Source organism: Pseudomonas sp. Rh2 (assembly GCF_040762985.1).
GTDB lineage: Bacteria > Pseudomonadota > Gammaproteobacteria > Pseudomonadales > Pseudomonadaceae > Aquipseudomonas > Aquipseudomonas taiwanensis.
Window position 1 is genome coordinate 2,015,062 of the sequence record NZ_CP142890.1, and the last position, 26,788, is coordinate 2,041,849.

At 60.2% G+C, this 26,788-nt stretch carries 22 protein-coding genes; 17 read left to right on the forward strand and 5 right to left on the reverse strand.

What is annotated here, in order from left to right; translation table 11 throughout:
- The first annotated feature begins 21 nt into the window (after positions 1-21).
- The 5 genes from VXM67_RS09145 to VXM67_RS09165 all read left to right on the forward strand — a co-directional run bounded on the left by VXM67_RS09145 (position 22) and on the right by VXM67_RS09165 (position 11,210).
- Positions 22-1,224, forward strand: coding sequence for a hypothetical protein (locus tag VXM67_RS09145; protein ID WP_367237631.1), 1,203 nt, complete (start codon positions 22-24; stop codon positions 1,222-1,224).
- 51 nt (positions 1,225-1,275) lie between these two features.
- Complete coding sequence (locus tag VXM67_RS09150) at positions 1,276-5,106, forward strand: RHS repeat domain-containing protein (RefSeq protein ID WP_367237632.1); 3,831 nt, start codon at positions 1,276-1,278, stop codon at positions 5,104-5,106.
- A gap of 199 nt (positions 5,107-5,305) precedes the next feature.
- On the forward strand, positions 5,306-7,312 hold the full coding sequence (locus tag VXM67_RS09155) for a hypothetical protein (protein ID WP_367237633.1): 2,007 nt from the start codon (positions 5,306-5,308) through the stop codon (positions 7,310-7,312).
- 199 nt (positions 7,313-7,511) lie between these two features.
- Positions 7,512-9,650 carry an autotransporter outer membrane beta-barrel domain-containing protein gene (locus VXM67_RS09160; protein ID WP_252189431.1) on the forward strand — a complete coding sequence of 713 codons (2,139 nt, stop codon included), beginning with the start codon at positions 7,512-7,514 and terminating at the stop codon, positions 9,648-9,650.
- Between the two features lie 63 nt (positions 9,651-9,713).
- Positions 9,714-11,210 (forward strand): hypothetical protein, encoded by a 1,497-nt coding sequence (locus VXM67_RS09165; protein WP_049818807.1) that lies wholly within the window; start codon positions 9,714-9,716, stop codon positions 11,208-11,210.
- Positions 11,211-11,216: 6 nt separating this feature from the next.
- On the opposite strand, the gene VXM67_RS09170 is transcribed toward VXM67_RS09165, so the two are convergent.
- The 3 genes from VXM67_RS09170 to VXM67_RS09180 form a co-directional block, all read right to left on the reverse strand.
- Positions 11,217-11,957, reverse strand: a complete 741-nt coding sequence (locus VXM67_RS09170; protein WP_186598692.1) for a molecular chaperone — start codon at positions 11,955-11,957, stop codon at positions 11,217-11,219.
- 71 nt (positions 11,958-12,028) lie between these two features.
- Positions 12,029-12,562, reverse strand: a complete 534-nt coding sequence (locus VXM67_RS09175) for a fimbrial protein (RefSeq protein WP_023379384.1) — start codon at positions 12,560-12,562, stop codon at positions 12,029-12,031.
- Positions 12,563-12,743: 181 nt separating this feature from the next.
- Positions 12,744-13,154 (reverse strand): PA2817 family protein, encoded by a 411-nt coding sequence (locus tag VXM67_RS09180; protein ID WP_027907738.1) that lies wholly within the window; start codon positions 13,152-13,154, stop codon positions 12,744-12,746.
- 237 nt (positions 13,155-13,391) lie between these two features.
- Between VXM67_RS09180 and VXM67_RS09185 the strand changes: the two genes are divergently transcribed.
- Positions 13,392-13,826 carry a hypothetical protein gene (locus VXM67_RS09185; protein WP_049818810.1) on the forward strand — a complete coding sequence of 145 codons (435 nt, stop codon included), beginning with the start codon at positions 13,392-13,394 and terminating at the stop codon, positions 13,824-13,826.
- Between the two features lie 122 nt (positions 13,827-13,948).
- Here VXM67_RS09185 and VXM67_RS09190 read toward each other — a convergent pair whose 3' ends face one another.
- The gene (locus VXM67_RS09190; protein WP_027907740.1) at positions 13,949-16,396 is read right to left on the reverse strand and encodes an acyl-CoA dehydrogenase; all 2,448 of its coding nucleotides are present in this window, start codon (positions 16,394-16,396) and stop codon (positions 13,949-13,951) included.
- Between the two features lie 282 nt (positions 16,397-16,678).
- Here VXM67_RS09190 and VXM67_RS09195 point away from each other — a divergent pair, with 282 nt between their 5' ends.
- The 3 genes from VXM67_RS09195 to VXM67_RS09205 all read left to right on the forward strand — a co-directional run bounded on the left by VXM67_RS09195 (position 16,679) and on the right by VXM67_RS09205 (position 19,143).
- Positions 16,679-17,302, forward strand: coding sequence for a glutathione S-transferase (locus VXM67_RS09195; RefSeq protein ID WP_027907741.1), 624 nt, complete (start codon positions 16,679-16,681; stop codon positions 17,300-17,302).
- Positions 17,303-17,434: 132 nt separating this feature from the next.
- Positions 17,435-18,367, forward strand: a complete 933-nt coding sequence (locus VXM67_RS09200; protein WP_023379389.1) for an ABC transporter ATP-binding protein — start codon at positions 17,435-17,437, stop codon at positions 18,365-18,367.
- On the forward strand, positions 18,364-19,143 hold the full coding sequence (locus tag VXM67_RS09205) for an ABC transporter permease (protein WP_027907742.1): 780 nt from the start codon (positions 18,364-18,366) through the stop codon (positions 19,141-19,143). The genes VXM67_RS09200 and VXM67_RS09205 overlap by 4 nt, the downstream gene beginning before the upstream one ends.
- On the opposite strand, the gene VXM67_RS09210 is transcribed toward VXM67_RS09205, so the two are convergent.
- On the reverse strand, positions 19,027-19,659 hold the full coding sequence (locus VXM67_RS09210; RefSeq protein ID WP_155950794.1) for a DUF2062 domain-containing protein: 633 nt from the start codon (positions 19,657-19,659) through the stop codon (positions 19,027-19,029). The genes VXM67_RS09205 and VXM67_RS09210 overlap by 117 nt on opposite strands.
- Positions 19,660-19,801: 142 nt before the next feature.
- On the opposite strand from VXM67_RS09210, the gene VXM67_RS09215 reads away from it, so the two are divergent.
- The 8 genes from VXM67_RS09215 to murB all read left to right on the forward strand — a co-directional run bounded on the left by VXM67_RS09215 (position 19,802) and on the right by murB (position 26,704).
- The gene (locus tag VXM67_RS09215) at positions 19,802-22,039 is read left to right on the forward strand and encodes a DNA internalization-related competence protein ComEC/Rec2 (RefSeq protein ID WP_367237634.1); all 2,238 of its coding nucleotides are present in this window, start codon (positions 19,802-19,804) and stop codon (positions 22,037-22,039) included.
- A 126-nt stretch (positions 22,040-22,165) separates the two neighbouring features.
- Positions 22,166-22,801, forward strand: coding sequence for a MotA/TolQ/ExbB proton channel family protein (locus VXM67_RS09220; protein ID WP_023379394.1), 636 nt, complete (start codon positions 22,166-22,168; stop codon positions 22,799-22,801).
- Positions 22,798-23,232: a biopolymer transporter ExbD gene (locus VXM67_RS09225; RefSeq protein ID WP_023379395.1), complete on the forward strand. Its 435-nt coding sequence runs from the start codon at positions 22,798-22,800 to the stop codon at positions 23,230-23,232. Before VXM67_RS09220 ends, VXM67_RS09225 begins: the two co-directional genes overlap by 4 nt.
- Positions 23,232-24,233, forward strand: coding sequence for a tetraacyldisaccharide 4'-kinase (gene lpxK, locus VXM67_RS09230; RefSeq protein ID WP_023379396.1), 1,002 nt, complete (start codon positions 23,232-23,234; stop codon positions 24,231-24,233). The genes VXM67_RS09225 and lpxK overlap by 1 nt, the downstream gene beginning before the upstream one ends.
- A 44-nt stretch (positions 24,234-24,277) precedes the next feature.
- Positions 24,278-24,463 (forward strand): Trm112 family protein, encoded by a 186-nt coding sequence (locus VXM67_RS09235; protein WP_003247142.1) that lies wholly within the window; start codon positions 24,278-24,280, stop codon positions 24,461-24,463.
- On the forward strand, positions 24,460-25,224 hold the full coding sequence (kdsB, locus tag VXM67_RS09240) for a 3-deoxy-manno-octulosonate cytidylyltransferase (protein WP_027907743.1): 765 nt from the start codon (positions 24,460-24,462) through the stop codon (positions 25,222-25,224). Before VXM67_RS09235 ends, kdsB begins: the two co-directional genes overlap by 4 nt.
- The gene (locus VXM67_RS09245; protein ID WP_023379398.1) at positions 25,224-25,688 is read left to right on the forward strand and encodes a low molecular weight protein-tyrosine-phosphatase; all 465 of its coding nucleotides are present in this window, start codon (positions 25,224-25,226) and stop codon (positions 25,686-25,688) included. Before kdsB ends, VXM67_RS09245 begins: the two co-directional genes overlap by 1 nt.
- Positions 25,685-26,704 carry a UDP-N-acetylmuramate dehydrogenase gene (murB, locus tag VXM67_RS09250; protein WP_027907744.1) on the forward strand — a complete coding sequence of 340 codons (1,020 nt, stop codon included), beginning with the start codon at positions 25,685-25,687 and terminating at the stop codon, positions 26,702-26,704. The genes VXM67_RS09245 and murB overlap by 4 nt, the downstream gene beginning before the upstream one ends.
- The last annotated feature ends 84 nt before the right edge of the window (positions 26,705-26,788 follow it).

Below are 26,788 nucleotides of genomic sequence, written 5' to 3' on the forward strand. Positions count from 1 at the left end.
GGCGGTCAGGCTGGCATTGCAGTGATTGAACACAATGATAATGCCGGCCCGCGTAATACCATTGGTTTGCAGCGCTGGATGGCGCTGAGTGAGTTCAAGTTGTTGCTCAATGACACATCGCGAAAAAAAGTATGGGCAAACGGCAGGCAACAAGTGGGTATCGATATCCACATCAAAACCACGGCACTCAAAGATGAAGATGGCAATAATATTTACGATCCGGTAAGCGATGCAGAGTTGGCGACGCTGCAGCTCACTCATCGCGATGGCACCCCGATCGAGTGGTTGCCGGCTGACACTGAGGCAATGAGGGCGGACGGGAGAAATTGGGCAGCTAGCAAGTTTCGCAACCGCTTTGATTATTTACCCGCCGGCGAAGGATTGGTGTCTGAGCAAGAGGCAAAACAACCGCAGGCGAGGAAGGAGCAGTCCCAGGCCGTGGCGGTAAAGGGGGCGGAGGAGGCACTACGCATCGTCACGGTTTACCTTCAAACCACGGAAGCCGAAGTGCGTTGGATTCGGGCCAAGTTCCAGAGCCATCGCAACACCTGGCATTACTCTATTGTACAGCATCCCAGTGGAGAGGGGGAGGTGGAACTGGGTGGGCTGGTACCCAGAAAGCTGGATGTAGCAGACCTCGAACCGTTTACGGGAAAACGCGTGGCCCAGGCATCAGGGTTTGATGTGGTCGATGAACGCGGAAGAGTTGTCGACGGCCACAATTACTGGCACTACACCACGGACTATTGGGTCTTGCGCGCCAGGGGGCAGCGCCGCTTTGTCGATGTGCGCTTCGATCATGTTTCCATACTGAAGTACGAAAGCGAGTTGTTGGATGAAGCGTTCAGCAGTTACGTCGGCGTTGCCTATGTTCCGCGTGTGCTGCCGGGGCGCACCGTGGATCGACGGATTGAATATCAGGCAGAGCTGGAACTGATGGCCTTGAATCGGGCGGGCACCCCACTGAATCGCGAGTTCGCAAACAATGAGCACTTGTCCTCAGGCACATTGCTGGTTTCGCTCGAGCGGGTTTCAGATATGAAGTTCTGGTATGCCGGTCCGGGTGATCATTGGCCCAAGCGTCTGGACGGCCCCTTGAAATTAATCGTGATCGATAACTATGGGACGGACCACGCACTTTATATCAACTGGGGATTGCAGTTGGACGATGGTTCTATAAGCCCTATTGATTCACGCAACTATCTGCACTGGAAGCTCCAGTGATGGCGCCTGCCCCTGCGGGGGCAGCACGTACTTCGAATGAGGGAATAACACATGACAACGAATTCGCTGGTGCATTCCAATGCATTCAACTTTATGAGTTTCGTTCAAGGCGGCGTTGACCCACGAACGGGTCAATATAATGTGTCGCTTGAGTTGCCGGCGTTGGTCGCCAACCGTTTGAACGGTCCCCACTTGCCCCTGCGCATTGGCTTCAACCCCATGAATCCCGAGGATTCTGGCTTTGGCGCGGGTTGGCGTTTGAACCTGAGCGAATATGACCCGGAAAGCCAGATGCTCAGCCTGCACAGCGGTGAGCGGTTCAAGGTGTTCGACAACGGCCCGGGCAACGAGCCCGTGATACCGGAACGCAAGATCGAGAGTTTCCACTTCGAGAATATTTCTGATGACAAGGCCACCCTTTATCGTGTGGCACACAAGTCGGAGATGATCGAAGTGCTGGGGTTGCACGACATGGCCGAGCAAGGCAAACCCACCCGGCAAGTGGCGCTGCCGGTGCGCGTGCTGACGCCGACCGGGCATGGGATTTCCTTGACCTACAAACAGGTGGATGTGCGCTCACCACAGCCGGGTGTTCCAGCCAAGCGCGTGCCCTGCCTTGAGCGGGTGGAAGACGACAGTAAACGTAGGCTGCTGGAAATCGATTACTCGAACCTGAATCGAGTGTTGATCACCCTCAACCCAGGTTCGGTGGCCCAGGCTGTCTATACACTGGAGTGTAACAACAGTGAGCTGGTCAAGGTCACGTTGCCGACTGCGGATAAAGGCCGCTGGGCGTTCAGGTACAGGCTATTCGGCACGGTACGTTGCATTGAGGAGCTGTGGACTCCTGTCAATGGCCGTGAAGAAATTATCTACAAAGAACGCGGGCATGCGCTGCCCGGCGGTGAGCGCAGGACGCTGCCTCATGTAGAGCGGCATGTGGTCAACCCGGGTTCAAACCAGCCGCCACTGCGCACTGACTATGCATTCAGCTCCAATAACTTCCTGGGTAACAATACAGGTATTACCTGGGGCGATGACGGCGAAGACAACCTTTACAAGGCCACGGGTGCGGACTACCGCTATGACGGCACGGCCACGCATTACAAGGGCGACCAGCCGGTGTATACGGTCAAGTCGACATTCAACCGTTTCCATTTGATGGTCGAGCAGGTCACCACGCAGAACGATTGCATCGAAACCCAGACCCTTGTCTACCCGGAAATTGCCAACCGGCAGTTCAAGGACCAGCCTAACAACTTCCAGCTGGCAGAAACCACCACCACGTCCTGGCGCAAGGGCTTGGCCGGGGCGCCCCGAGAAGAGACGTTAACCACCCGTTACGACGAGCATGGCAACCTGGTGGAGAAAATCGAAGCCACCGGCAAGCGCACGCTGATGTCGTACTACCCGGCTGCGGACGACCCGGAAAGTTTCGTGCGTTCGCTCGAGACCGAAGAGGTTGTTCCGGGGCCTGGCGAAGCGGGCGCCGAAGCTTTGCGCAACGAGTACCGCTATCAGCGGGTTTCTTCCCTGGATAACGACGGGCATGCACGCGGAGCCCTATTGCGTAGCCAGGAGCAACAGCTGCGCGTGCGTGACGGGGTGTTGTTGTCGCAGGTGGATACCCTCTATCACGATGCGCCGCTTGACTCTCTCAAGCATGGTCGTCTCGCTGAACAGAAGCTGACGCTCAATGGCAAGGTCACCAAAACCGACTACGCATACAGTGAGGTTTCGGTAGAGGGGCACGCGGCGGTCCAGACAGTAGAAACCTTGACCGGCTTCGATCACGGTCTACCCCTGCAGCCGCGCGAGGTGAAGTATGCCAAGGGGAAAGTTGCGCGGCATGCCCAGAAAGTCAATACGCTGCAGCATTCCATACTGATTGGCGAACCGTTGCTCAACTATGACGACAATCAGGTACAGATTGCCTACACGTATGACGAACTGCGTCGCGTAACGAGCGAGACAGTCGACCCCAAGGGCAAGTACAAGGCAACGCGCGAGTATCAGTACTACCTGTCGTCCGATGGTCAACAGGCGTGGCAGATGCAAAAGGATGTGAAAGGCGTCAAAACCTGGAGCTTTGTGGACGGGCTCAACCGCGCCGTACGTGTAACGCGCCAGGACCCGGACTTTGGCCCCACCCGAAAAGCCAGGGAAGAGGGGCGTCTCAGCTATTCTGCCCGCTATGACGCACTGGGCAATCTGGTGGAAGAGGTCGAGTATGACTGGCTGGCACTGAAGAACCTGCCGCTGCGAACTCTGTATGAGTACGACGACTGGCGCCAGCGCAGCAGTGAAATGGGCCCGGACAAAGTGCGCATCTGCACGCAGACCGACCCGGTGGGGTTGCCGGACTGCCTTGGGCCGGTACGCAAGGAGTGGCGCGAGTCCATTCAGCGCAAGCTGTTCACCGGCACCACCATTACCCGGCTGAACCTGTTCGAGCAACCTGTGGATGTCGAGCGCATCGACAACCAAGGCAAGCGGGTGAGTTTGCACCAGTACTTCTACGACGGCCTGGGACGCACCGTGCGCGAAGTGGATGCGCGCGGTTATGAAACGGCCACCGCCTATGATGAGTTTGACAGGCAAGTGGACCAGAAGCTGCCTGATGGTTCGGTGGTGCACCGCGACTATGCCTTGCACAGCAAGGATGATTTGCCGGTCCTGATCAAGGTGCTCGACAGCACCGATGGCATCGATCACGTGCTGGGTACACAAACCTTCGATGGCCTTGACCGTATGATTGAGTCGGTCACGGGTGGGCGCGTGCGTACCATGTTGTATGGCGTCGGGCAGCGTCAGCCTGAGGCGGTGATCACGCCTGCAGAAAACCGCATTGACTATGAATATGTCCCGCAGTTGGGCGAGGAACCACTGAGTCGCAAGACGCTGGGAAAAAATGCGGACTACACCTATGACGCGCAGAATGCCCGCCTGCTGCATTGCACCGAGAACGATGAGACGCTAGAGCGCGAGTATTTCAGTACCGGTGAATTGAAGGTTGAAAGACGCCAGCGCAGTGACGAAGCACAACCGCACGAAATGGTGTATGTGCACAGCCTGAAAGGCCGCATCGTGAGTTATACCGATGTGCTGGGTAAAACCCAGTCTTATGAATACAACCCGTTTGGACAACTGCAACAAACCAGCCTGGAGAATGTCACCAGCACCTTCCGTTATGATGAATTGGGCAGGACCTCCAGTATTCTCACTGAAACCGAGGACGAGGACGGGACCCTGCGCAGCCTGAAGACTGAACTGTTCTACGACGAGTTTGATCGCGAAATCCGCCGTCGCTTCGACTTTGGCGATGCGGTGCAGACATTGGCGCAAACGTATAACGAAGTCGATGGCATCGACAGCAAGACGCTGACAGAGGGTGAGGAAGAGGGGCGGAAGCTGCGCCATGAAACCTTCGACTACGATAATCGGGCGAGGTTGTCGAAGTATACGTGTGAGGGTGCAAACGACTATGTGCCTGTCGACCCATATGGTAACAAGATAGCCAGCCAGTTGTTCCGCTTCGATGGCCGGGACAACATTACCCGGGTCAGGACCGACTTCGAGGGCGGCAGGCTCAATGCCACCTACCAGTTCACCAATGAAAAGGATCCAGTGCAACTGATGGGCATTGAAATGGAGTGGGCAACCGTGGTCAAAACGCAGGGCGGCGACCAAGAAGCGCCTTACGAAAAGGAAACTATCGAACTGCATTATGACCCTGACGGCAACCTGGAACTGGATGAGAAAAAACGCCAGTTAACCTATGACCCGCTGGGGCGCCTGGTGAGTGTATCTGTGCCTTCGCAAGGTATTACTGCCAACTACGGTTATGACCCGTTGGACCGTTTGGCGTCGCAGGAGGCTTGAGCAAACAGTTTTAGGGTTTGATTGATTATCGGCAAAGGCCAGGGCCTGCACGCGTGCAGGCCTTTTTTATTTTAATTCAGGAGCCGTATTGTCAACTGATAAAAATGCCAGTTTTGGGGGTGGTCAATCAGTGATTAAATGCATGCTCGGCTATGGGTGCTGTATTTAATGACTGGCGTCGACCATGACAGGTGAGACCATGAGCAAAGAAAGCGGAATCTACTTAGCGGCTGAGAAAGTGCGTCAAGAAGTCAGGCAGGGCAGGGCAAAAAAGCGCACGGTTGCCACGCTTGCAAAGCCCGGCATTGACCGGGCACTGTTGGCGGACGAGACAGATGGCACGGTGTTTAGCGCAATTTTGACTGACCCTTCGAAGTCTCTTGCTATTACCGTTGACGCCTGGCCTATGCTAGGGTCGGTGCCAGCGGGTTATTACGATACGCTTGAAATCTACCACACAAGTATAAATGGTACAGAGACGTTGTTGTCGAGTGAGCAGTACACGGGATCAGATGTCACCTCGTTTCCTGTGACGTTTGTGATCACTAAAGACAATATCGAAAACTGGGTAGATGGTAGGCAAACCTTCAGTTACAAGGTCGCTCCGTTCAATGCTACGAATCCGACAGCCTCTGAACCGTTGGAGTTGATATTTGACCGTACCCCTCCCTATGGCAATGCCACGCCTGCGGCCATGCCTGCGTTGGGCTATGATGTCACGGATAGTAATATTGATAACGTTGTTATCACGTTGCCTGAATATGACACTCATGCTGCAGGTGATACGGTCTACGTTTACTGGTTAAACTATGTGCCGGATGATCCTGCTTTGGTGGCGCCGGTTGTTACTGAAAAGGTCGATACGTTACCGAAACCATTGACGGTGCCAAAGGCTGCAGTCGAAGCAATCGGTGACGGTGGCGTTTATGTGCTTTATGTACTGGTCGACAAGGCTGGTAATATCAGCCGACTCTCGATGCCTTTACCTGTGGGTGTGGCTATAGGCCCTTTGCCCAGTGGGCTCAAGGACCCTGAGGTACCTTTGGCGGATGACGACGGACTGATTGATCAGGAAGATGCCTGGACGGGTGTGGCAGTCGAGATTCCACTGTTTGGCAATTGGAAACCCACGGACTGGGTGCAAGTTACCTGGGGCGGGCTGGAGCTGGGCTGGCGGGAAATTGGTAGTGCCCCGAAATGGCCATTGGAATTTACACTGTCGGGTGGGCAGTTATGGGATCAGTATGGCGCCACCACCACGGGTGAAAAAGTAACCAATGTCAGTTATGCGTTGCGTCGGGGGACGGTCGCGCAGGGCCGCAAGGCTATTGATGTACAGGTCAACTTGGAAGTTGTGGGGCCTGTGGACCCAATTGTCGACCCTGAATGGCCAGATCCGGTTAACCCAAGGTTGCCCAAGGTTAAAGTGTTAGGAAAGAATTCAAATGTCGACAACCATTTGGCTCCCGCTGATGAGGGTGAGGATGGCATTGTCAAAGTGGTCGTTGATGCAAGTTTGAGAGAAAATGATGTCATAAAGTTTTATTGGGAAGGCGTTCATATTCCAGAGGCCGATCATACGATTATAACTGCGGAAGTGGGGGCGGAAATAACGGAGGCCATTCCCTGGTCCTACATTGAGGTGCGGAATAACGGGCAAATACCCGTGCATTACGTGGTCGAACGCCCAGGCGTACCTAATCGCGCCAAGTCCACCGCAACCATTGTAAATGTTGAAGCGATTATCTTGCGCCCGGAGGCTCCAGAATTCCTCGGCGGGAACACGGAAGTTCCCGTAGGTTGGCTAACTTGTAATGCCTTGTATGACGATGCCAATCCAAACCCACTGGACCCGGCCATCCGGGTTTTGGTGAAAGACCTGCGTGGTTACGGCTTGAAGGCCGGGGATACCGTGACGTTTCATTGGTATGCAGTACATGGTATGACCGGCGAAGAAAAAATCGAAGAGACCGTATTCGATGACCCCGTCGAGCTTAAAGAAGCCGATCTCGACGAATTTGTATGGCGTGTGCAGCCCTACACAGACTACATCCTTCCAATCTTTGACTACAGCGCCACGCTTCATCTGGGGCGCGGGCGTGTTACTTACAGTTTTGATCTGGACGGCAAGCCAATTGTGTCAAAACAAGTGGAAGAAATTGTTGCCATGCATGACGCGGTAACTAGCTGCCCGCTCAGGCCTTGAGCGAAACCTCATGGCCGTGGGGTAATTTGCGAGCGGTTGAGATCTTCATGTGCTGTTTGAGGGGTTTTCCTACAGGAATTTGGGAAATCCCTCGGTAGCCTTGTCGGTGATTGTTTGATATTTCGACATGAATGAGGTCATGAGTTAGATGGGGAAAATACGAAATTGCTTTCTGAGTCCTATGGCACATGCTGTTCGCATGGCACCGTTACTATTGCTGGCCAGCCCTTTTGCCGCAGCAGTGACTGTTGTTGAGGGTACGTATGACATCGACAGTACTACCCCGCTCGACAGCTACCGTCTGAGCGCCAATGCCCGTCTCAATGCGACAGGTGCATCCCTGCGTGAGGTCAATGTTGGTGCAGGTGCTCAACTGAACATGCAGGCGAGCACGGTTGAGGCATCGAGGGCTGATGGCGTTGCCCTGGTAGCGGGGGCGTCCGCCAATGTAGCGGGTAATTCACGAGTGGTCAGCGATCGTTTTGGCTTGCGTTTGCAGCGTAATGACACCGAAGGCGCTTCGGCTGTTGTGACTGATAGCTATGTCGAGGGGGGCAATGCCGGGGCGCTGGTGTCTGCCGCTTCACGTTTGACGTTGCAACGCAGCACCTTGGTAGGCAGTGGCACGGCAACGGCAGCCCAACTGTTTGGTAATGCCGAGTTGATCGCGCAAGACAGCACGATAGTGGGAGGCAGCGATGGCTTGCGCGTGCTGGCGGACTCCGCCTTTACCGGGCCTGCCAAGGTTAATTTGGTGGGCTCCACAGTTGAGGGCAAGGACGGCTCGGCAATTGTGGTGGGCAATCCGCTGATCGGCCCGGCAAAGGCAGACATCATCGTTGCTGGCGGTACCAGCCTGGTGGCGAGCAATGGCGTCCTGCTTGATGTGGTCGGCGGGTCGGACGCCAACATGACCGTAGACAACAGCCACTTGGTGGGGGACGTACGAGTCGAAGCGGGTTCTACGGCCTCGTTGATGCTGGACAACCAGGCCAGCCTGACCGGCAGGCTGGAGAACGTGGCTGGGTTGAGCTTGAGCAACCAGGCACGTTGGAACATGGTGGAGGACAGCCAGGTCGGCAGCCTGGCGCTCGACGGTGGTGTAGTCAATTTTGGCGAACCTGGGCAATTTCAGCGGCTCACACTCGGCACGCTGGCCGGTAACGGTACTTTTGTCATGGATGCCGATTTCAGCACGGGTGAGTCCGACTTCCTCGATGTAGGTAACGCCAGCGGCACCCATAGCCTGCTTGTGAGCAGCAGTGGTGCGGACCCGCTGACTGAAAACCGGATTCACTTGGTGCATACCGCAGCTGGCGATGCCAGTTTCTCCCTGCTCGGCGGGGTGGTGGATCTGGGGGCCTTCTCATACGAACTGTTGCAGCAAGGGGGTGATTGGTACCTTGACGGTTCGCGCAAGATCATCAGCCCTGGTACCGCATCGGCGTTGGCGCTGTTCAATACTGCACCCACCGTATGGTACGGCGAGTTGACGACGCTGCGCAGCCGCATGGGCGAGTTGCGCCTGGATGAACGTAAATCGGGCGCCTGGATGCGCGCCTACGGCAACAAGTACAACGTATCGGACAGTGCCGGCAGCCCCTATAGCCAAGTTCAGCGCGGCTTTTCGATCGGTGCCGATGCGCCGCTGCCGGTTGGCGATGGCCAGTGGCTGGTCGGGGTGATGGCGGGTCACAGTTCGTCGGACCTGGACCTGATCCGTGGGAGTTCTGCCGAGGTCAAAAGTTATTACGTCGGGCTCTATACCACTTGGCTGGATGCCCAGAGCGGTTACTACTTCGACGGCGTGGTGAAAGCCAACCGCTTCGATAACAGCGCCAAGGTCGAAATGAGCGACGGCAAGCGCAGCAAGGGCGATTTCAACAACGTGGGCGTGGGTGCCTCTGCTGAATTCGGGCGCAATATCGACCTGGGCCAAGGCTACTTCGTGGAGCCCTATACCCAGTGGTCGGTGGTATCGATCCAGGGAAAGGACTATCACCTGGACAATGGGCTGCAAGCGCGTGGTGATGATGCGCGGTCGGTGCTGGGCAAGGCGGGGGCAACTGTCGGGCGTACTCTGCAGCTTGGTAATGGCCAGCAGGTCCAGCCTTATGTACGGCTTGCCTACGTGCATGAGTTCATTCGCAACAATGAAGTGAAGGTGAATGACCATCGGTTCGACAACGACTTGTCAGGGTCACGGGCAGAACTGGGAATGGGCGTCGCCATCAATCTGAATGATCGCATGCAGCTGCATGCCGACTTCGACTACTCCAACGGGGAGAAGATCGAACAGCCGTGGGGGGCGAATGTAGGGCTCCATTACAGCTGGTAAGTATCAAGACGAAGGAAGGCCTGGGCCTTCCTTTTTTGTGGCTGGCAAAAAGAGGGTGGTGTAATGCGCATGATTCTAAAGCGGGCGCTGGGTTGGCTGAGCGCACTGTGGCCTGGCTTTTTCCAGACCAAGTTGCTTGCCCCGCCAGACGCGCCAGATGCGTTGGAGGATATTCCTGACGGCGAGCCAAACCTGCTGCCGCTTTCAATCCTGGGTCAGCCCTTGAAGATTACAGTGCCCATGTGGCCGATCTCCAACCCGACACCGGCCACCCCGGAAATGCTTCGGCTGTACTGGAACGATGCGCTGGTTGATGAAAAGCGATGGGAGGCTCCGATTGCCGAAGCGGACCTGTTCGTTGAGGCCCCGGTTTCCGTACTGCAGCATGGCCGGGCAGAAGTATCGTACGAGGTGCAGGGTTTCAATAGTGTCATTACACCTTCCCAAGTGTTGATAGTGACGATAGACAAAGTGCCGCCAGTGCTCGGCAGTGCTGAGGGACTTCTGCTTTTCGATGAGGCGGTCCTGCGCGAAGGGTTAACGGCGCGCTATCTGGAGCAGCACGAGGATGTTGTACTTGCTGAGTTGCCCCCTTACGATGCGCCCGCTGTGGGTGATGTCATCACCTTGTATTGGGATGATAAGCCGTTCGCCAATGATCGGCTAAGTGAGCGCATTGTCACCAGGCAAGACCTTGACAAGACGATTTACCTGTCGATACCAGGGGATGATGTCAGGGCCCGCGGCGATGGGCAGCGCTATGTTCATTACCAGATTCGCGACCGTGCGGGTAACCTCAGTGCGCGCTCCAGGCCGGCAGTGCTGGAGGTGGATGCCACGCCCATTCCCAGAAGCCTGCCGTGGATCGAGGTGCCCCAGGCCGTTGGTGCCGAGGGCGACCTTTCCATGAGGTTGGATGATTATGCCGACCCGTTGGTGGTCATCGTACCGGCAGATGCGGTGATCTATCCGGACGAGCGGATCACCGTGCAGTGGGGGGCGCCGGGTGACCATGGTTACTACACCTCGTCCGAGCCGCAACCGGGAACGAATGACCGGTTTTTGATTCCAGAGCCTAATGTATTGGCGTACAGCAAGCGCACGCTGGAAGTCAGATATGTGGTGAACGATGGAAAACAAGATTTCGCAAGTGTGCCATGCAGCCTGAAAGTGATCGAATTTGCTACGGGGGGATTGCCCAGAGTCGCGCTCGAAGGGGCCAATTCCAGCGGCTTCAGCCTCGGCTCAGCGCCACAGCAGGTGCCTGTCAGCCTGGGGACATGGAGGGGGATTGCCGTAGGGCAGCGGGTCAACATCACGGTGACCGGGGTGCTTCAGAGTGGGGCGGATGCGCGCCCCTACAATGTCCTGACCGCCCATGCAGTCACGCAGGCGCAAGTAAGGCAGGGCATTGGCGCGAACAAGGAAGTGACCCTGCCCAGGGCCTATCTTGAAACGCTGCGCAGAGGCGAGGCGTTCACCTTCCATGTCCAGGTCAGTTTTGACGGCGGTACCACATGGGTCGACTTCCCACTCTACAGCCCCAAGCTGATCCCTTGAGTGCATTCACAGGCGCCCCACTGGGCGCGACAATTCGGGCGTGAGGCCGCCGTAGTCATTGATGGTTGTGAACTGGACCTTCAGGCCGTCCTGCACGGTTGCAGCTTTGAGTGGGTAGGTTTGTCTGCCCATGGGGATAGCCATCTTCCTGGCATCGATTTTTTCGCTGCCCTTGGCGCTGTGCAAGGTGAGCTGGTTGAAGGTGAAGTAGTACGGAGATGGGTTGTCGACCACCAGGTGAGGCTTGCCGTCCAGCGTTTGCACCGACCAGGCCAGGCTTTGCAGGTAGTCTTGTGGACGGCCCTTGAGTTGGGTGGGGCGGTAGAAGACCTTGATGCGGGTCCGCAGGGCGATGGTCAGGCTATTGCTCGGCTTATCGTCTGCCTGCGGAATTTCCTGCAGATTGAAGTAGAACACCGACTCACGGTCGTTGGGCAGATCATTGGGCAGGCGGTTGAGCTGAACCGTCTGTTCGCCGGTCGGATCGATGCGGAACAGGGCAGGTGAAGCGATCAGGGGTACTGCGGTGGTGCTGTCGTCGGCCTCGGTATTGATCCAGGCCTGGGCCGCGTAAGGGCGTTGGCTGGGGTTGGCGACCACGATGCTGGTGCTTTGACGGTCGCTGGGCTGGATCACTCGGGTAGAGCTGATGGTCAGGGCAGCGTGGGCGCTGGCTTGGACGAGCAAGGCAAAGCAGGTGCCGATTACCATGGCAAGCCTGGAGGCAAAGGAGTTGGGGCGGGGCATGGGCATGTCTCTCTGCTGCATTTCGCAGGGGACTCCAGGTGCATTCGCGGACGCGCCTGGAGTGCAACGGATTACTTGATGTCCACGAGGAAGGTGACTTCCGATGCCGCGTCGCCTTCAGTTACGGTAGCTGCGGTGGACTGATACATGGCGTAGAACAGCATGTCGGTGGGTTTTGCAACATCGAGCAGGTAGGCGACCGATTCCTTGTCCGGGGCCAGGTTGGTCAGGCTCTTGTCCTGAATGGCCAGTGCCAGCCCGCTGGTGCCGCCTGGGCGCAGTGCGTAGAGGTCGGTGCCTTCGGGGCCGTAGATCGCCGAGAAGGTGACATAGCCCTGTTCGCCAGCGGCGATGGTGCAAGTACCAGGGGTAAGGCGCAGGGCGAACGGAATAGGGCGTGTTTGCTTGCCGACCTTGTCGAAGAAACTTGGGTGATAGCTACCGATCACGACGCGAGGCAGACCACCGCCAGTGCCCGGTTCGACCACTTCGATAGGGCAGGTACCGCCTGGGGTGATGGTGCCGTGGAAGTTGATATTGCCAGTGTTTGCAAATGCTGCAGTGCTCGCCAGGCTCATGGCGAGAGCGATAAGGGTCCGTTTCATTGTTTATATCCTGGTGTTGGGAGGCGTTCGAACATGCATCTGAATGTTCGGTCGGCAGGATATTCAGGCGAGGCGGGTCGAGGCTGTAGGGCAATTCAACAATGGATGCAGGAGCGATGGACAAAAACCGGGACGGCGCAGCGAACCACGCCGGTCGGTCGACGTGGCTAGATGCACAGACTCAGTGTTGGAGGTTCCCGCCAGCTTGGCTCAGCAACTGCTTATGCTGGTTCCAGTCAAAGGCTTCGCCGTTCTGTTCAGCCTCGTAACGGCGTTCTTCCAGCTGTTGGTAAAGCTCCAGCTCTGGGTCAGGCATGAAGTGCAGGCAGTCGCCGCCGAAGAACCACAACAGGTCGCGCGGAACCAGGTGAGCAATTTGCGGGTAGCGCTGTATCACCTGGCAGATCAGGTCCTGGCCCAGGTACTGGCTTTGCAACGGGTCTGTCGGCAGCAGGGTCAGCAGTTCGTCGAAGCGTTCGAGGAACAGGCCGTGGCTTTCCTCCGGTACCTGCTCGGCCTCACCCAGTGCCACCAAGATGGTGCGCAGGTGATGCAGCAGTTGCAGGTGGTATTCCAGGTGGGGGTTGGCCATCGTGTGATCCTTGAGGGTAATTCAAACAAGGCAGAAGTATACGCCGGTTGTGGGTCTATTGTGGAACGTCCGCCGGACCAGCCGCCTGTCTGCCCATGATGTGTGCCGACCTATCATTTCTGCCAGGTGCGTGCCTGTCGCCGCTGATTTAGATTCAAGCCTGAGTCAACGATGCGGTCCTTCAACAGGTGATGGCCGGTGTCGAGGGCATACAATTTTCTGCGCGAGATCAGCACCATGGCAAACGACAACACCCTAAAGCAGAGCGGTTCTATCATCTTCTGGAATGGCAGCAACGATAGCGTTGGACTCAACTTGCCGGCAGAAGGAAGCGGCGAAAGCGTCAGCAAGACAATTGTCGCCAACTACAGCAAAATCGAGATGAGTGACATCCCTTCTGCCACGACCATCACGTTGGTCTACAGACCAGCCCCAGACGACTGGACTGTCCTATCCTCCATTACACTGCGTACCACTCACAGACCCGCGTCGCTTAACCGTACCGAATACAGCTATCTCTTGAACACCTATGCCGTTGGCGATTTCATCAGTGAGGCGCTAGGTGTGGAGGTGATTGCAAAAAAGGCCGGACCTTCCCGTCAGGCTGATGTCCTGGCGGACCATCAAGTCGATTGTCACGTCAAACTTTCCAGCTCGCCGCCCAGCGCCTGAACGGATCTCACCCCGGCATATGAGTATCGGTGATTGCAAGGTGCGGGGGCGTGCCGGGGAGGCACGCGGATGACGCTGCCTCTTGGCCAAGCGCCGCCCTGGCACCTGAATGGGGTTATCGCCTAGCGCACCTTACCCGCTTGCGGTAGCAACTGCCCCTTGTCGAAAGCGTCCACATCAATCACTGCGCGGCAGGCTTGCTCTGCTTCGCGCAGCCGTTGTGCCGAGCCGGGTTGAAGCACGCCGCATTCGACTGCCGCGTCGATCACCGATTGACCGAGCGCCGTTTGCACCTTTCCCTCCTTGATTGCCTGATGCAGCACCTTGCGCAATGGCCCTACTTCATCAAGTAGATCACAGGCCCGCTGCAGTGTTGCCACAGGGTCGTCTTTGGCGTGTGGTCGGAAGCAGCCGGCCAACAACGCTTCCAGCGCCGGGTCGCCTTTGCTGCGCCCGATCAGTGCCGCCACTTCGGCATCCAATTCATCGCTCGGCCCTGTATGACGGCGGCCGAACGGGAACACCAGCACGCGCAGCGCGCAGCCGACAAACCGGTTAGGGAAGTTGTCGAGCAACTGATCCAGGGCTTCTTCGGCCTGGCCCAGGCTTTCTTCCATGGCCCAGCGCAGCAAGGGCTGCATGTGTCCTGGCGAACCCAGGTCGTGGTAGCGCTTGAGTGCGGCGCTGGACAGATACAGGTAGCTCAGCACATCGCCCAGGCGTGCACTCAGGCGTTCGCGGCGCTTGAGCGCACCGCCAAGCAGCATCATCGACAGGTCCGCCAGTAGAGCAAAGGCGGCAGCCTGGCGATTGAGGGCGCGGAAGTAGCCCTGGCTCAACGTATCGCCCGGTACTTTCTCCAGGCGCCCTAGCCCCAGCCCGAGTATCAGCGTACTGGCGGCGTTGCCGGCGGCGAACAGGATGTGTTTCATCAGCAGGTCGTCGAATTCCTTCAGTGCCTGGTCACTGTCTTCCCGGCCGGCCAGGGCCATCTCCTTGAGCACGAACGGGTGGCAGCGAATGGCGCCCTGACCGAAGATCATCAGGTTGCGCGAAAGGATGTTGGCGCCTTCGACGGTGATGAAGATCGGCGCCCCTTGCCAGTTGCGGCCCAGGTAATTGTTCGGCCCCATGATGATGCCCTTGCCACCGTGCACGTCCATGGCGTGCTGGATGCATTCGCGGCCACGCTCGGTCAGGTGGTACTTGAGGATCGCCGACAGCACCGAGGGTTTTTCCCCCAGGTCCACGGCCTTTGCTGTCAGCAGTCGGGCACTGTCCATCAGCCAGGCGTTGCCGCCAATGCGCGCCAGCGACGCCTGAATGCCCTCGAAGGCTGCCAATGGCACGTTGAACTGTTCGCGAATGTTGGCGTACTGGCCGGTGACCAGGCTGGTGTACTTGGCCGCACCGGTGCCAACGGCCGGCAGCGAGATCGAGCGGCCCACCGACAGGCAGTTCATCAGCATCATCCAGCCCTTGCCGAGCATGGCCTGGCCGCCGATCAGGAAGTCCAGCGGTACGAACACATCCTTGCCGCTATTGGGGCCGTTCATGAAGGCAGCGCCCAGAGGCAGGTGGCGTCTGCCGATTTCGACCCCAGCGGTGTCGGTGGGGATCAGGGCCAGGCTGATGCCCAGTGCTGTCTCTTCACCCAATAGATGGTCCGGGTCATAGGCCTTGAATGCCAGCCCAAGCAACGTCGCGACGGGGCCGAGGGTGATGTAGCGCTTCTCCCAGTTCAGGCGCAGGCCGAGCACTTCTTCGCCGTTCCACTGGCCTTTGCAGATGATGCCGGTGTCGGGCATCGCGCCGGCATCGGAGCCGGCCAGCGGGCCGGTGAGGGCGAAGCATGGGATCTCGTCGCCGCGTGCCAGGCGCGGCAGGTAGTGGTTGCGTTGCTCGTCGGTGCCGTAATGCAGCAGCAGTTCGGCGGGGCCCAGCGAGTTGGGCACCATCACCGTCGAGGCCAGGTCGCCGCTGCGGGTGGCGAGCTTCATGGCTACCTGCGAGTGGGCGTAGGCCGAGAAGCCTTTGCCGCCGTATTCCTTGGGGATGATCAGGGCGAAGAAGCCCTGTTCCTTGATGTACTGCCAGGCTTGGGGCGGCAGGTCCATGTCCTGACCGATCTGCCAGTCGCTGACCATGGCGCAAAGCGTTTCGGCAGGGCCATCGATGAATGCCTGTTCTTCTTCGGTCAACCTGGGCGCTGGGTAGGCAAGCAGGGTGCCCCAGTCGGGGCGGCCGCTGAACAGTTCGCCGTCCCACCAGACGGTGCCGGCTTCGATGGCTTCGCGTTCGGTCTGCGACATCGGCGGCAGGGTCCGTTTGAACCATTTGAACACCGGGCCGGTGAATACCTTGCGCCGCCATTCCGGCAGTGCAACCAGGGCAGTCTTCAGGGCCAGCACGATCCACAGTAGCGCCAGCAGCCAGCCAGGTGCGCTGCTGAAAATGCTCATCAGCAGCACATAGGCCGCCATGGTGCCGAGAATCTGCAAGGGCGCCAAGCGCCGATGCGTGAGGTACGCTGCGCCGATCACCAGCACCACCAACCACAACAGCAACATAATCGGTCCTCCTTGGAACCAGGGGCTTGAGCCGTCCCAGATAGCTTAGACGCATCGCTGTGAACGACAGGTTCACAACAGTGACAGGGTGTGGCGGTGGGAGTTTCAGTTGTTTGTTTGCCTGTGCCGGCTCTTTCGCGGGTAAACCCGCTCCTAGAGGAATATCGATGGCCTGAAGGTTGGGGCGATCCTGTAGGAGCGGGTTTACCCGCAAAAGGGCCGGTACAGGCGGCGAAGGTCTGGAGTAGACTGTGCCCCTCCCGCATTCATAAGGACGTTGCCATGCTGAAGATCTGGGGCCGCAAGAATTCGAGCAATGTGCGCAAGGCGCTGTGGATCGCCCATGAGCTGGGCCTTGATTTCGAGTCCATCGATGCCGGCGGTGCCTTCGGCGTGGTCAACGAGCCGCACTACCGGGCTCGCAACCCCAATGGCCTGGTGCCCCTGCTGGAAGACGGCGACCTGACCCTGTGGGAATCCAACGCCATCGTCCGCTACCTGTGCGCAGAATACGGTGCAGAGCAGGGCTGGTACCTGGACGACCCGCGCCAGCGCGCCCTGGCGGACAAATGGATGGACTGGACCACCTCATCCTTCGCCGGCCCGTTCCGCCCATTGTTCTGGGGCCTGCTTCGCACCCCCGAAGACCAGCGCGACTGGGTGGCGATCAATGCGGCGCACAAGCAATGTGCCGAACTGCTGTCGATCGCCGACCAGACCCTGGCCCACCAGCCATACCTGTCCGGTGACCAGATCGGCATGGGCGACATCCCACTGGGTTGCTTCATCTATGCCTGGTTCGAAATGCCTATCGAGCGCCCGGAAATGCGCCATCTGGAGGCTTGGTACGCGCGCCTGAAACAGCGGCCCGCCTACCAGGCAGCGGTGATGACTGCGCTGACTTGATGCCGCTTCGATAGTCACTATCAATAGACATGACTGTACTTGTGCGGCCAGGCCTTGCACCATGGCCGCACTCACTGCGCCAGTGACCTGCCCTGGCGTGTCCTGACCTTTTCACTCGGTACGTGACCCGCTATGAGTTCCGCCCTGTCCATCCGACAGCTGACCAAGACCTACGGCAACGGCTTTCAGGCCCTCAAGGGCATCGACCTTGACGTCGCCGAAGGTGACTTTTTCGCCTTGCTTGGCCCCAACGGTGCTGGCAAGTCCACCACCATTGGCATCCTCTCGACCCTGGTCAACAAGACCAGCGGCACGGTGAGCGTGTTCGGCCATGACCTGGACCGCGAGCCAGCGGCGCTCAAGCGCTGCCTGGGCGTGGTCCCCCAGGAATTCAACTTCAACCAGTTCGAAAAGACCTTCGACATTGTCGTGACCCAGGCCGGTTACTACGGCATCCCGCCCAAGGTGGCCAAGGAGCGCGCCGAAAAGTACCTGACCCAACTGGGGTTGTGGGACAAGCGTGACGTGCAGTCGCGTTCGCTGTCCGGCGGCATGAAGCGCCGTCTGATGATCGCCCGCGCGTTGATCCATGAGCCGCGTCTGCTGATTCTCGACGAGCCGACCGCAGGTGTGGACATCGAGCTGCGCCGCTCGATGTGGAGCTTTCTCACCGAGCTCAACCAGAAGGGCATCACCATCATCCTGACCACTCACTACCTCGAAGAAGCCGAGCAGCTGTGCCGCAACATCGGCATCATCGACCACGGCACCATCGTCGAGAACACCAGCATGCGCCAGCTGCTGGGCAAGCTGCACGTCGAGACCTTCGTGCTGGACCTCAAGCAAGACCTGGCCAGCGCACCGACATTGCAAGGATACCCCTGCCGCTTGCTGACCCCGCACACCCTGGAGGTGCAGGTGGACAAAGATATTGGCATCACCGCGCTGTTCGGCCAGCTGGCGCTGCAGAACATCGAGGTGCAGAGCCTGCGCAACAAGACCAACCGACTCGAGGAGCTGTTCGTGTCCCTGGTGGAAAAGAACCTGTCGAAGGTGGCCGTATGAGTGTGGAGCTGCGCACCAACTGGGTCGCCCTGAACACCATCGTCTACCGCGAAGTACGGCGCTTCCTGCGCATCTGGCCGCAGACCCTGCTGCCGCCTGCGATCACCATGGTCCTGTACTTCGTTATCTTCGGTAACCTGATCGGTCGGCAGATCGGCGACATGGGCGGGTTCACCTACATGGAGTACATCGTCCCGGGCTTGATCATGATGTCGGTGATCACCAACTCCTACGGCAACGTGGTGTCGAGCTTCTTCGGCAGCAAGTTCCAGCGTTCCATCGAAGAGCTGATGGTGTCGCCGGTTTCGCCGCACACCATTCTGGTCGGCTACGTGCTGGGTGGCGTGCTGCGGGGCCTGGCAGTGGGTGTGATCGTGACCATCCTGTCGTTGTTCTTCACCCATTTGCAGGTCCATCACTTGGGGGTGACGGTGGTGGTGGTGTTGCTGACCGCGACCATCTTCTCGCTGCTGGGCTTCGTCAATGCGGTGTTTGCGCGCAACTTCGACGATATCTCGATCATCCCGACCTTCGTGCTGACGCCGCTGACCTACCTGGGTGGGGTGTTCTACTCCATCAACCTGCTACCGCCGTTCTGGCAGACCGTGTCGCTGGCCAACCCGGTGCTGCACATGGTCAACTCGTTCCGCTACGGCATCCTAGGGGTGTCGGACATCAGCATTGGCACGGCGATCACCTTCATGCTGGTCGCCACCGCAGTGCTCTACGGGGTGTGCGTTCGCCTGCTGGTCAGCGGCCGCGGCATGCGCGCCTGAGGCCTTGCACCGGCATTGGCGGCGGCGCCACTGCCGGCCCACCCACCAGCGCCAGTAGGCCATGGTGGTGAAGTAGGCAAGGATGCCGAGGACGATTCCGCATACCACCGAACCCAGCAGGAAGGGCTGCCAGAGGGTCGACAGCTGGTCGGTGATCCATTCGAAGGTCAGGTCGTCGGGCAGCGTGCGTGCCGGTGTCTGCAGCAACCAGGCACCGGTCATGTAGGTGACGAAGAACACCGGTGGCATGGTCAGCGGGTTGGTCAGCCACACCAGGCTGACCGCGATCGGCAGGTTGCCGCGCACCGGAATGGCCAGGCTGGCTGCCAGCAGCATTTGCATGGGAATGGGAATGAGCGCCGCGAACAGGCCAACCCCCATGGCCCGCGCCACCGAGTGGCGGTTCAGGTGCCAGAGGTTCGGGTCATGCAGCAGCTTGCCGAAAAAGCGTAAGGACTTGTGTTCCCGAATGCTGGTCGGGTCCGGCATGTAGCGTTTGAAAAGTCGGCGCGGCATGTAGGCTCCCGGGGCGTTGATGAAGGCAGTATGCCCTGATTCCATCTCTGCCTCGTTCAGAGTTTGTGACAATTGTTGAGCAAGCTCAGGCGCCAATTCGTCTATGCCTCAGAAGGTATTCTCGCTTCTGGAGCTCTATCTCATGCGCAAAGGGATGCTTGCGCTCGCCATTGGGCTGTTGTGCCTGGGGTTTCTGCCGGCCTTGCCGTCGGTCGGCTGGCTATTGCTGTTGCTGTGCTGTGGCTTGGGCTGCCTGTGTGTTCGGTGGTGGCCGGTCGCCTGTTTTCTGCTGGGCGTGTGCTGGGCCTGCTGGTCGGCCCAGCAGGCCCTGGATGATCGGTTGGCGCCGCAGCTCGATGGCCGTACGTTATGGCTGGAGGGCAGGGTGGTCGGGTTGCCGACTCGCACCGCGCAAGGCGTGCGTTTTGAGTTGTCGCAGCCACTCTCGCGCCGAGCCGAGTTACCGACCCGTCTGCAACTGAGCTGGTTCGACGGTCCGCCGCTGCGCGCGGGCGAACACTGGCGTCTGGCCGTCACCTTGCAGCGCCCGACAGGCTTGCTCAACCCCCATGGTCCGGACCGCGAGGCAAGCCTGTTGGCCCGACGGATCGGCGCAACCGGCACGGTCAAGGCCGGCGAGAAGCTGTCGTCCGTAGCGGGCAGTTGGCGCGACCAACTGCGTCAGCGGCTGCTCGCGGTCCAGGCACAGGGCCGTGAAGCCGCGCTGGTTGCCTTGGTGTTGGGCGATGGAGCGGCATTGGCCCGGGACGATTGGCAAACCCTGCAGGCCACGGGCACGGTGCACTTGCTGGTCATCTCCGGGCAACACATCGGTCTGGTGGCCGGCCTGCTGTACGGGTTGGTCGCCGGGCTGGCGCGCTGGGGGCTCTGGCCTCATCGCCAGCCTTGGCTGCCGTGGGCCTGTGGCCTGGCCATGGCGGCGGCGCTGGGGTATGGCGGGCTGGCGGGGTGGGGCGTGCCGGTGCAGCGAGCCTGTTTGATGTTGGCCGTGGTACTGGCCTGGCGCCTGCGCTTCCGCCACATCGGTTCCGGGATACCCTTGCTGTTGGCGCTCATCGCGGTGCTGTTGTTCGAGCCATTGGCTGCGTTGTTGCCCGGGTTCTGGTTGTCTTTCGCCGCGGTGGCCGTACTCATTTACTGCTTCAGCGCACGTCTGGGTGGCTGGCGACCCTGGCAAGCCTGGACCCGTGCGCAGTGGGTAATCGCCATTGGCCTGCTGCCAGTGTTGCTCGCCACAGGGCTGCCGGTCAGCCTGAGTGCGCCCCTGGCCAACCTCTTTGCAGTGCCCTTGATCAGCCTGACGGTGTTGCCGCTGGCGTTGCTCGGCACGCTGCTGCTGCCATTGGGCAGTGTGGGCGAGGGCTTGCTGTGGCTGGCGGGTGGCTTGTTGGAGCTGCTCTTCTGGCTTTTGGGCAAGGTGGCGGGTTGGCGTTCTGCCTGGATGCCCGCTGCATTGCCCCTGTGGGCATGGCTGTTGGTGGCGGGCGGGGCACTGCTGGTGTTGTTGCCCAGAGGCGTGCCACTGCGTGGCTTGGGTGGGTTGATGCTGCTGGCCTTGTGGGTACCGCCAGAGCAGGTGCCGCAGGGGCAGGTGGAGGTCTGGCAATTGGATGTCGGCCAAGGGTTGGCGGTACTGCTGCGAACCCGAACCCACAGCCTTCTGTACGATGCAGGGCCGGCACGCGGTGACAGCGACCTAGGTGAATGGGTGGTGCTGCCGACCCTGCGCAAGCTGGGGGTGAGCCGCCTGGACATGATGCTGATCAGCCATGCCCATGCCGACCACGCCGGTGGCGCGCAGGCTGTGGCGCGCGGGTTGCCCATCGGGCGCCTGCTGGCGGGAGAGGCACAGGCGCTGTCTGGAGCGCAGCCCTGCGTCAGCGATGAGCGCTGGGAATGGGATGGCGTGCGCTTTTCGCTGTGGCGATGGCCCGAGGCGCAAGGCAGCAATGACCGCTCTTGCGTGCTACTGGTCGAGGCGCAAGGCGAGCGGCTGCTTTTGGCGGGTGACATGGAGGCGGGTGCCGAGCGTGCCTGGCTGGCCGCCAGCGAGCAGCCCGACATCGACTGGTTGCAATCGCCCCATCACGGTAGTCGCACGTCGTCCACCGAGGCTTTCATCAAGGCCACCAAGCCGCGTGGCGTGTTGATTTCGCGAGGGCGCAACAATGGGTTTGGCCATCCGCACCCGCAGGTGATCGAACGCTACCGGCGCCATGGCGTGGTGATTCATGATACGGCGGTGGAGGGGGCATTGCGCTTGCGCCTGGGGCATCGCGGTGGGGTAGAGGGCCTGCGTGCGCAGCGGCGTTTCTGGCGTGCGGCAGCCCCCTCGCCATCCAGCCAGGTAAAGCGCTGATGCCTGTGGGAGCCGGCTTCGCGGCGATAGGGCCAGTGCCGTCGGCACAATTCCCTGACCTTCGGCAGATGAGCCCCCTCCGGTCCTATGGTAGAGTGGCGGCCTTTTTCCGAAGGGGCGTTTACTGTGTGGGAATTGGTCAAGTCCGGCGGTTGGATGATGCTGCCGATCATTCTGAGCTCCATCGCCGCCATGGCTATCGTCGTCGAGCGCCTGTGGACCCTGCGCGCCAGCCGTGTCACTCCGCCGCACCTGTTGGGCCAGGTGTGGATCTGGATCAAGGACAAACAGCTTACCAGTGACAAGCTCAAGGCCTTGCGCGCCGACTCGCCGCTGGGTGAAATCCTCGCCGCAGGCCTGGCCAACTCCCGCCATGGCCGCGAAATCATGAAAGAGTGCATCGAGGAAGCCGCCTCGCGCGTCATCCACGAACTGGAGCGCTACATCAGCACCTTGGGCACCATCGCCGCCATGGCTCCGCTGCTCGGCCTGCTGGGCACCGTGTTGGGCATGATCGACATCTTCAGTGCCTTCATGGGCTCGCAGATGACCGCCAATGCTGCCGTGTTGGCCGGGGGGATCTCCAAGGCCCTGGTCACCACCGCTGCGGGCCTGATGGTCGGTATTCCGGCAGTGTTCTTCCATCGCTTCCTGCTGCGCCGCATCGATGAACTGGTGGTCGGCATGGAGCAGGAAGCGATCAAGCTGGTGGAAGTGATCCAGGGCGACCGCGAAGTGGAAGTGGCTGGAGGCAAGGCGTGAAGTTCCGGCGCAATCGCCAGCGGGAGAACGTCGACATCAACCTCGCGTCGCTGATCGACGTGGTGTTCGTGCTGCTGCTGTTCTTCGTCGTCACCACCACCTTCACCCGCGAAACCCAGTTGCGGGTCGAACTGCCCGAGGCCGCCAGTGCAGAGCAGCCACCAGCCGACCAGGACAAACTGGTGGAAATCACCATCAGTGCCGATGGCGTGTACTCGGTGAACAACCACCTGCTGCCCAAGAGCGACCTGGCCACCCTGACCGAGGCCATCGAGCGCGAATCCGGTGGTGACACTACGTTGCCACTGGCCATTAGCGCCGATGGCAAAACCCCGCACCAGGCCGTGGTCACTGCGATGGATGCTGCCGGCAAGCTCGGTTTCAGCCACCTGCGCATGACCACTGTCGAGGCTGCCCAGGGGACGCCTTGATGGCCTTCGCCGACCGTCTGCTCGCGGCCTGGTATGCCGGGCACCCGGCCCTGGCCCTGCTGCGCCCGCTCGAAGCCTTGTACCGGCGTGTGGTGGTGGGCAAGCGCGCGCGATTTCTCAGCGGCGAAAGCCCTAGCTACCGTGCGCCGGTGCCGGTCATCGTGGTGGGCAACATCACCGTCGGCGGTACCGGTAAGACACCGATGATTCTGTGGTTGATCGACCACTGCCGCCAGCGCGGGCTCAAGGTCGGCGTGGTCAGCCGTGGCTATGGCGCCAAGCCGCCGCAGTTGCCGTGGCGCGTCAGCGCCGAGCACAGTGCCGAACAGGCCGGCGACGAGCCGTTGCTGATCGTCCAGCGCACAGGCGTGCCGTTGATGATCGACCCAGACCGCTCCCGCGCCGTGCAGGCGCTGCTGGCCAGCGAACCACTGGACCTGATCCTGTGCGACGACGGCATGCAGCACTACCGCCTTGCCCGCGACCTGGAACTGGTGCTGATCGACGCCGCCCGTGGCCTGGGCAATGGCCGCTGCTTGCCGGCTGGGCCCTTGCGCGAGCCAGCCGAGCGCCTGCAGGCGGCCGATGCGGTACTGCTCAACGGCGCCAGCGCTGACCGCGAGGGTGGTTTCGCCTTCAGCCTGCAGCCCTCTGCGCTGGTCAACCTGCGCAGTGGCGAGCGTCGTGCGCTGGACCATTTCCCTGCCGGCCAGGCACTGCACGCCGTGGCGGGCATCGGCAACCCCCAACGTTTCTTCAACACCCTCCTAGGGCTAAACTGGCAGCCGGTGCCGCATCCTTTCGCTGACCACGCGCAGTTCAGCGCTGAAAGCCTGGCCTTCAGCCCGCCGTTGCCGCTGGTCATGACCGAGAAAGATGCGGTCAAATGCCGGGCCTTCGCAGCGGATGACTGGTGGTACCTCACCGTCGAGGCGCAGCCCTCGCCAGCGTTCGTCGGCTGGTTCGACGGCCAGCTGCAGCGCTTGCTGCCCCAGCCCTGAGCCCTTATTCAACACACGGCCACCTGGCCTCAAGGACGCTTTCCATGGACACCAAACTGCTCGACATCCTGGCCTGCCCGATCACCAAGGGCCCGCTCAAGCTCAGCGCCGACAAGACCGAGCTGATCAGCAAAGGTGCAGGCCTTGCCTACCCGATCCGCGATGGCATCCCGGTTATGCTGGAGAGCGAGGCTCGCACCCTGACCGACGACGAGCGTCTGGACAAATGAACCTGAACTTCACCGTGGTCATTCCGGCCCGCCTGCGCTCCACGCGCCTTCCGGGCAAACCGCTGTTGCCGATCGCCGGCAAGCCGATGATCCAGCACGTCTGGGAACAGGCCCGCAAGAGCGGTGCCAACCGCGTGGTGATCGCCACCGACGACAGCAGTATCGTCGAAGCCTGCCAGGCATTCGGCGCCGAAGTGCTGATGACCCGTGCCGACCACGAGTCCGGCACCGACCGTCTGGCCGAAGTGGCGGCCCACCTGGGACTGCCTGCCGATGCCATCGTGGTCAACGTGCAAGGCGACGAGCCGCTGATTCCCCCGGTGATCATCGACCAGGTGGCGGCTAACCTGGCGGCCCACCCGGAAGCGGGCATTGCCACCCTGGCAGAGCCGATCCACGAGCCGCAGGCGGTGTTCAATCCCAACGCGGTCAAGGTGGTCAGCGACAAGAACGGGCTGGCCCTCACGTTCAGCCGCGCGCCACTGCCGTGGGCTCGCGATGCTTTCGCCAAGGACCGCGATCGACTGCCCGAGAGCGTGCCTTACCGCCGCCATATTGGCATGTACGCCTACCGCGTGGGCTTCCTCCAGGACTTCGTCAGCTGGGGCCCATGCTGGCTCGAGCAGACCGAGGCACTGGAACAGCTGCGCGCCCTGTGGCATGGCGTGCGTATTCACGTCGAAGATGCGATCGAAGCGCCAGCGGTGGGTGTGGATACCCCTGAAGACCTGGAGCGCGTCCGGCGCTTGCTGGAGGCCTGATGCGCGTTCTGTTCGTCTGCCTGGGCAACATCTGCCGTTCGCCGACCGCCGAAGGGGTGCTACGCCATCAACTGCGGGCCGCTGGCCTGGCCGACCAGGTGCACGTGGCCTCGGCCGGCACGGCTGAATGGCATGTGGGCAAAGCCCCTGACAGCCGCACCAGCAAGGCGGCGCTGGCGCGTGGCTACGACCTGTCGCAGCAACGTGCGCAGCAGGTGAAGGCGGCGCATTTCACCGAGTACGACCTGATTCTGGCCATGGATGAAAGCAACCTCAGCCACCTGCGCGCCCTACGTCCGCATACGGCAAAAGGCGAGCTGGACCTGTTCCTGCGCCGCTACGGTGCTGAGCTCGACGAAGTGCCAGACCCTTACTACGGTGGGGCAGAAGGTTTCGAGCGCGTGCTGGACCTGATCGAAGCGGCATGCCGCGAGCTGGTCGTGGAAATCAAGGGGCGGTTATGACGGCGCATTGGCAGGAGCAGGTATCGCTCAAGGCCTACAACACCTTCGGCATCGACGTGAAGGCACGATATTTTTTCCAGGCCCACAGCGATGCCGAAGTGCGCGCGGCGTTGGCCGAGGCGCAGCAGTGTAACGTGCCGGTGTTCGTTCTGGGGGGAGGCAGTAACCTGCTGCTGACCCGCGACATCGACGCACTGGTGCTGCACATGGCCAGTCGCGGCCAGCGGGTGTTGCTGGACGATGGCAGTCGCGTGGTGGTCGAGGCCGAGGCCGGTGAGCCCTGGCATCCTTTCGTGCAATCGACGTTGGCGAAGGGTTTCAGTGGTCTTGAGAACTTGAGCTTGATCCCCGGCACTGTTGGCGCGGCGCCAATGCAGAACGTGGGTGCCTATGGCGTAGAGATCAAGGACGTGTTCGCTGGGTTGACCGCGCTCGACCGGGAAACCGGCGAGGTGCGGGATTTTGCCCTGGAAGAATGCGCGTTCGGCTACCGTGACAGCGTATTCAAGCGCAACCCAGGCCGCTGGCTGATCTTGCGCGTGCGCTTTGCCCTGAGCCGAGCCTTGCAGGCGCATCTGGATTACGGCCCGGTGCGCCAGCGTCTGGTGGAGCAAGGCATCGAACAGCCGACTGCGCAAGCGATAAGCGACGCGATCTGCAGCATTCGTCGCGAGAAATTGCCTGATCCGGCCGAGCTTGGCAATGCCGGGAGCTTCTTCAAGAACCCGGTGGTACCCGCAGCGGTGGCTGAGCGAATTCGTGCACAGCATCCAGGCGTGGTGGCGTATGCCCAGGCCGATGGCCAGGTCAAGCTGGCGGCGGGTTGGTTGATCGAACAGGCGGGCTGGAAGGGCTACCGTGATGGGGATGCCGGCGTGCATCGGTTGCAGGCGCTGGTGCTGGTCAATCATGGCCAGGCAAGTGGGGCGCAGTTGCATGATCTGGCGCGACGGATTCAAGCGGATATTTACGAACGGTTTGGGGTTGAGTTGGAGATGGAGCCCAACCTCTACTGAGGGCTGGGGTTGCCTTGCGCTTGTCTTGGGTTTAGAGGTGGTGGGTAAATCGAGCGCCGCCCGCGCGGCGCATCGCGAGCAAGG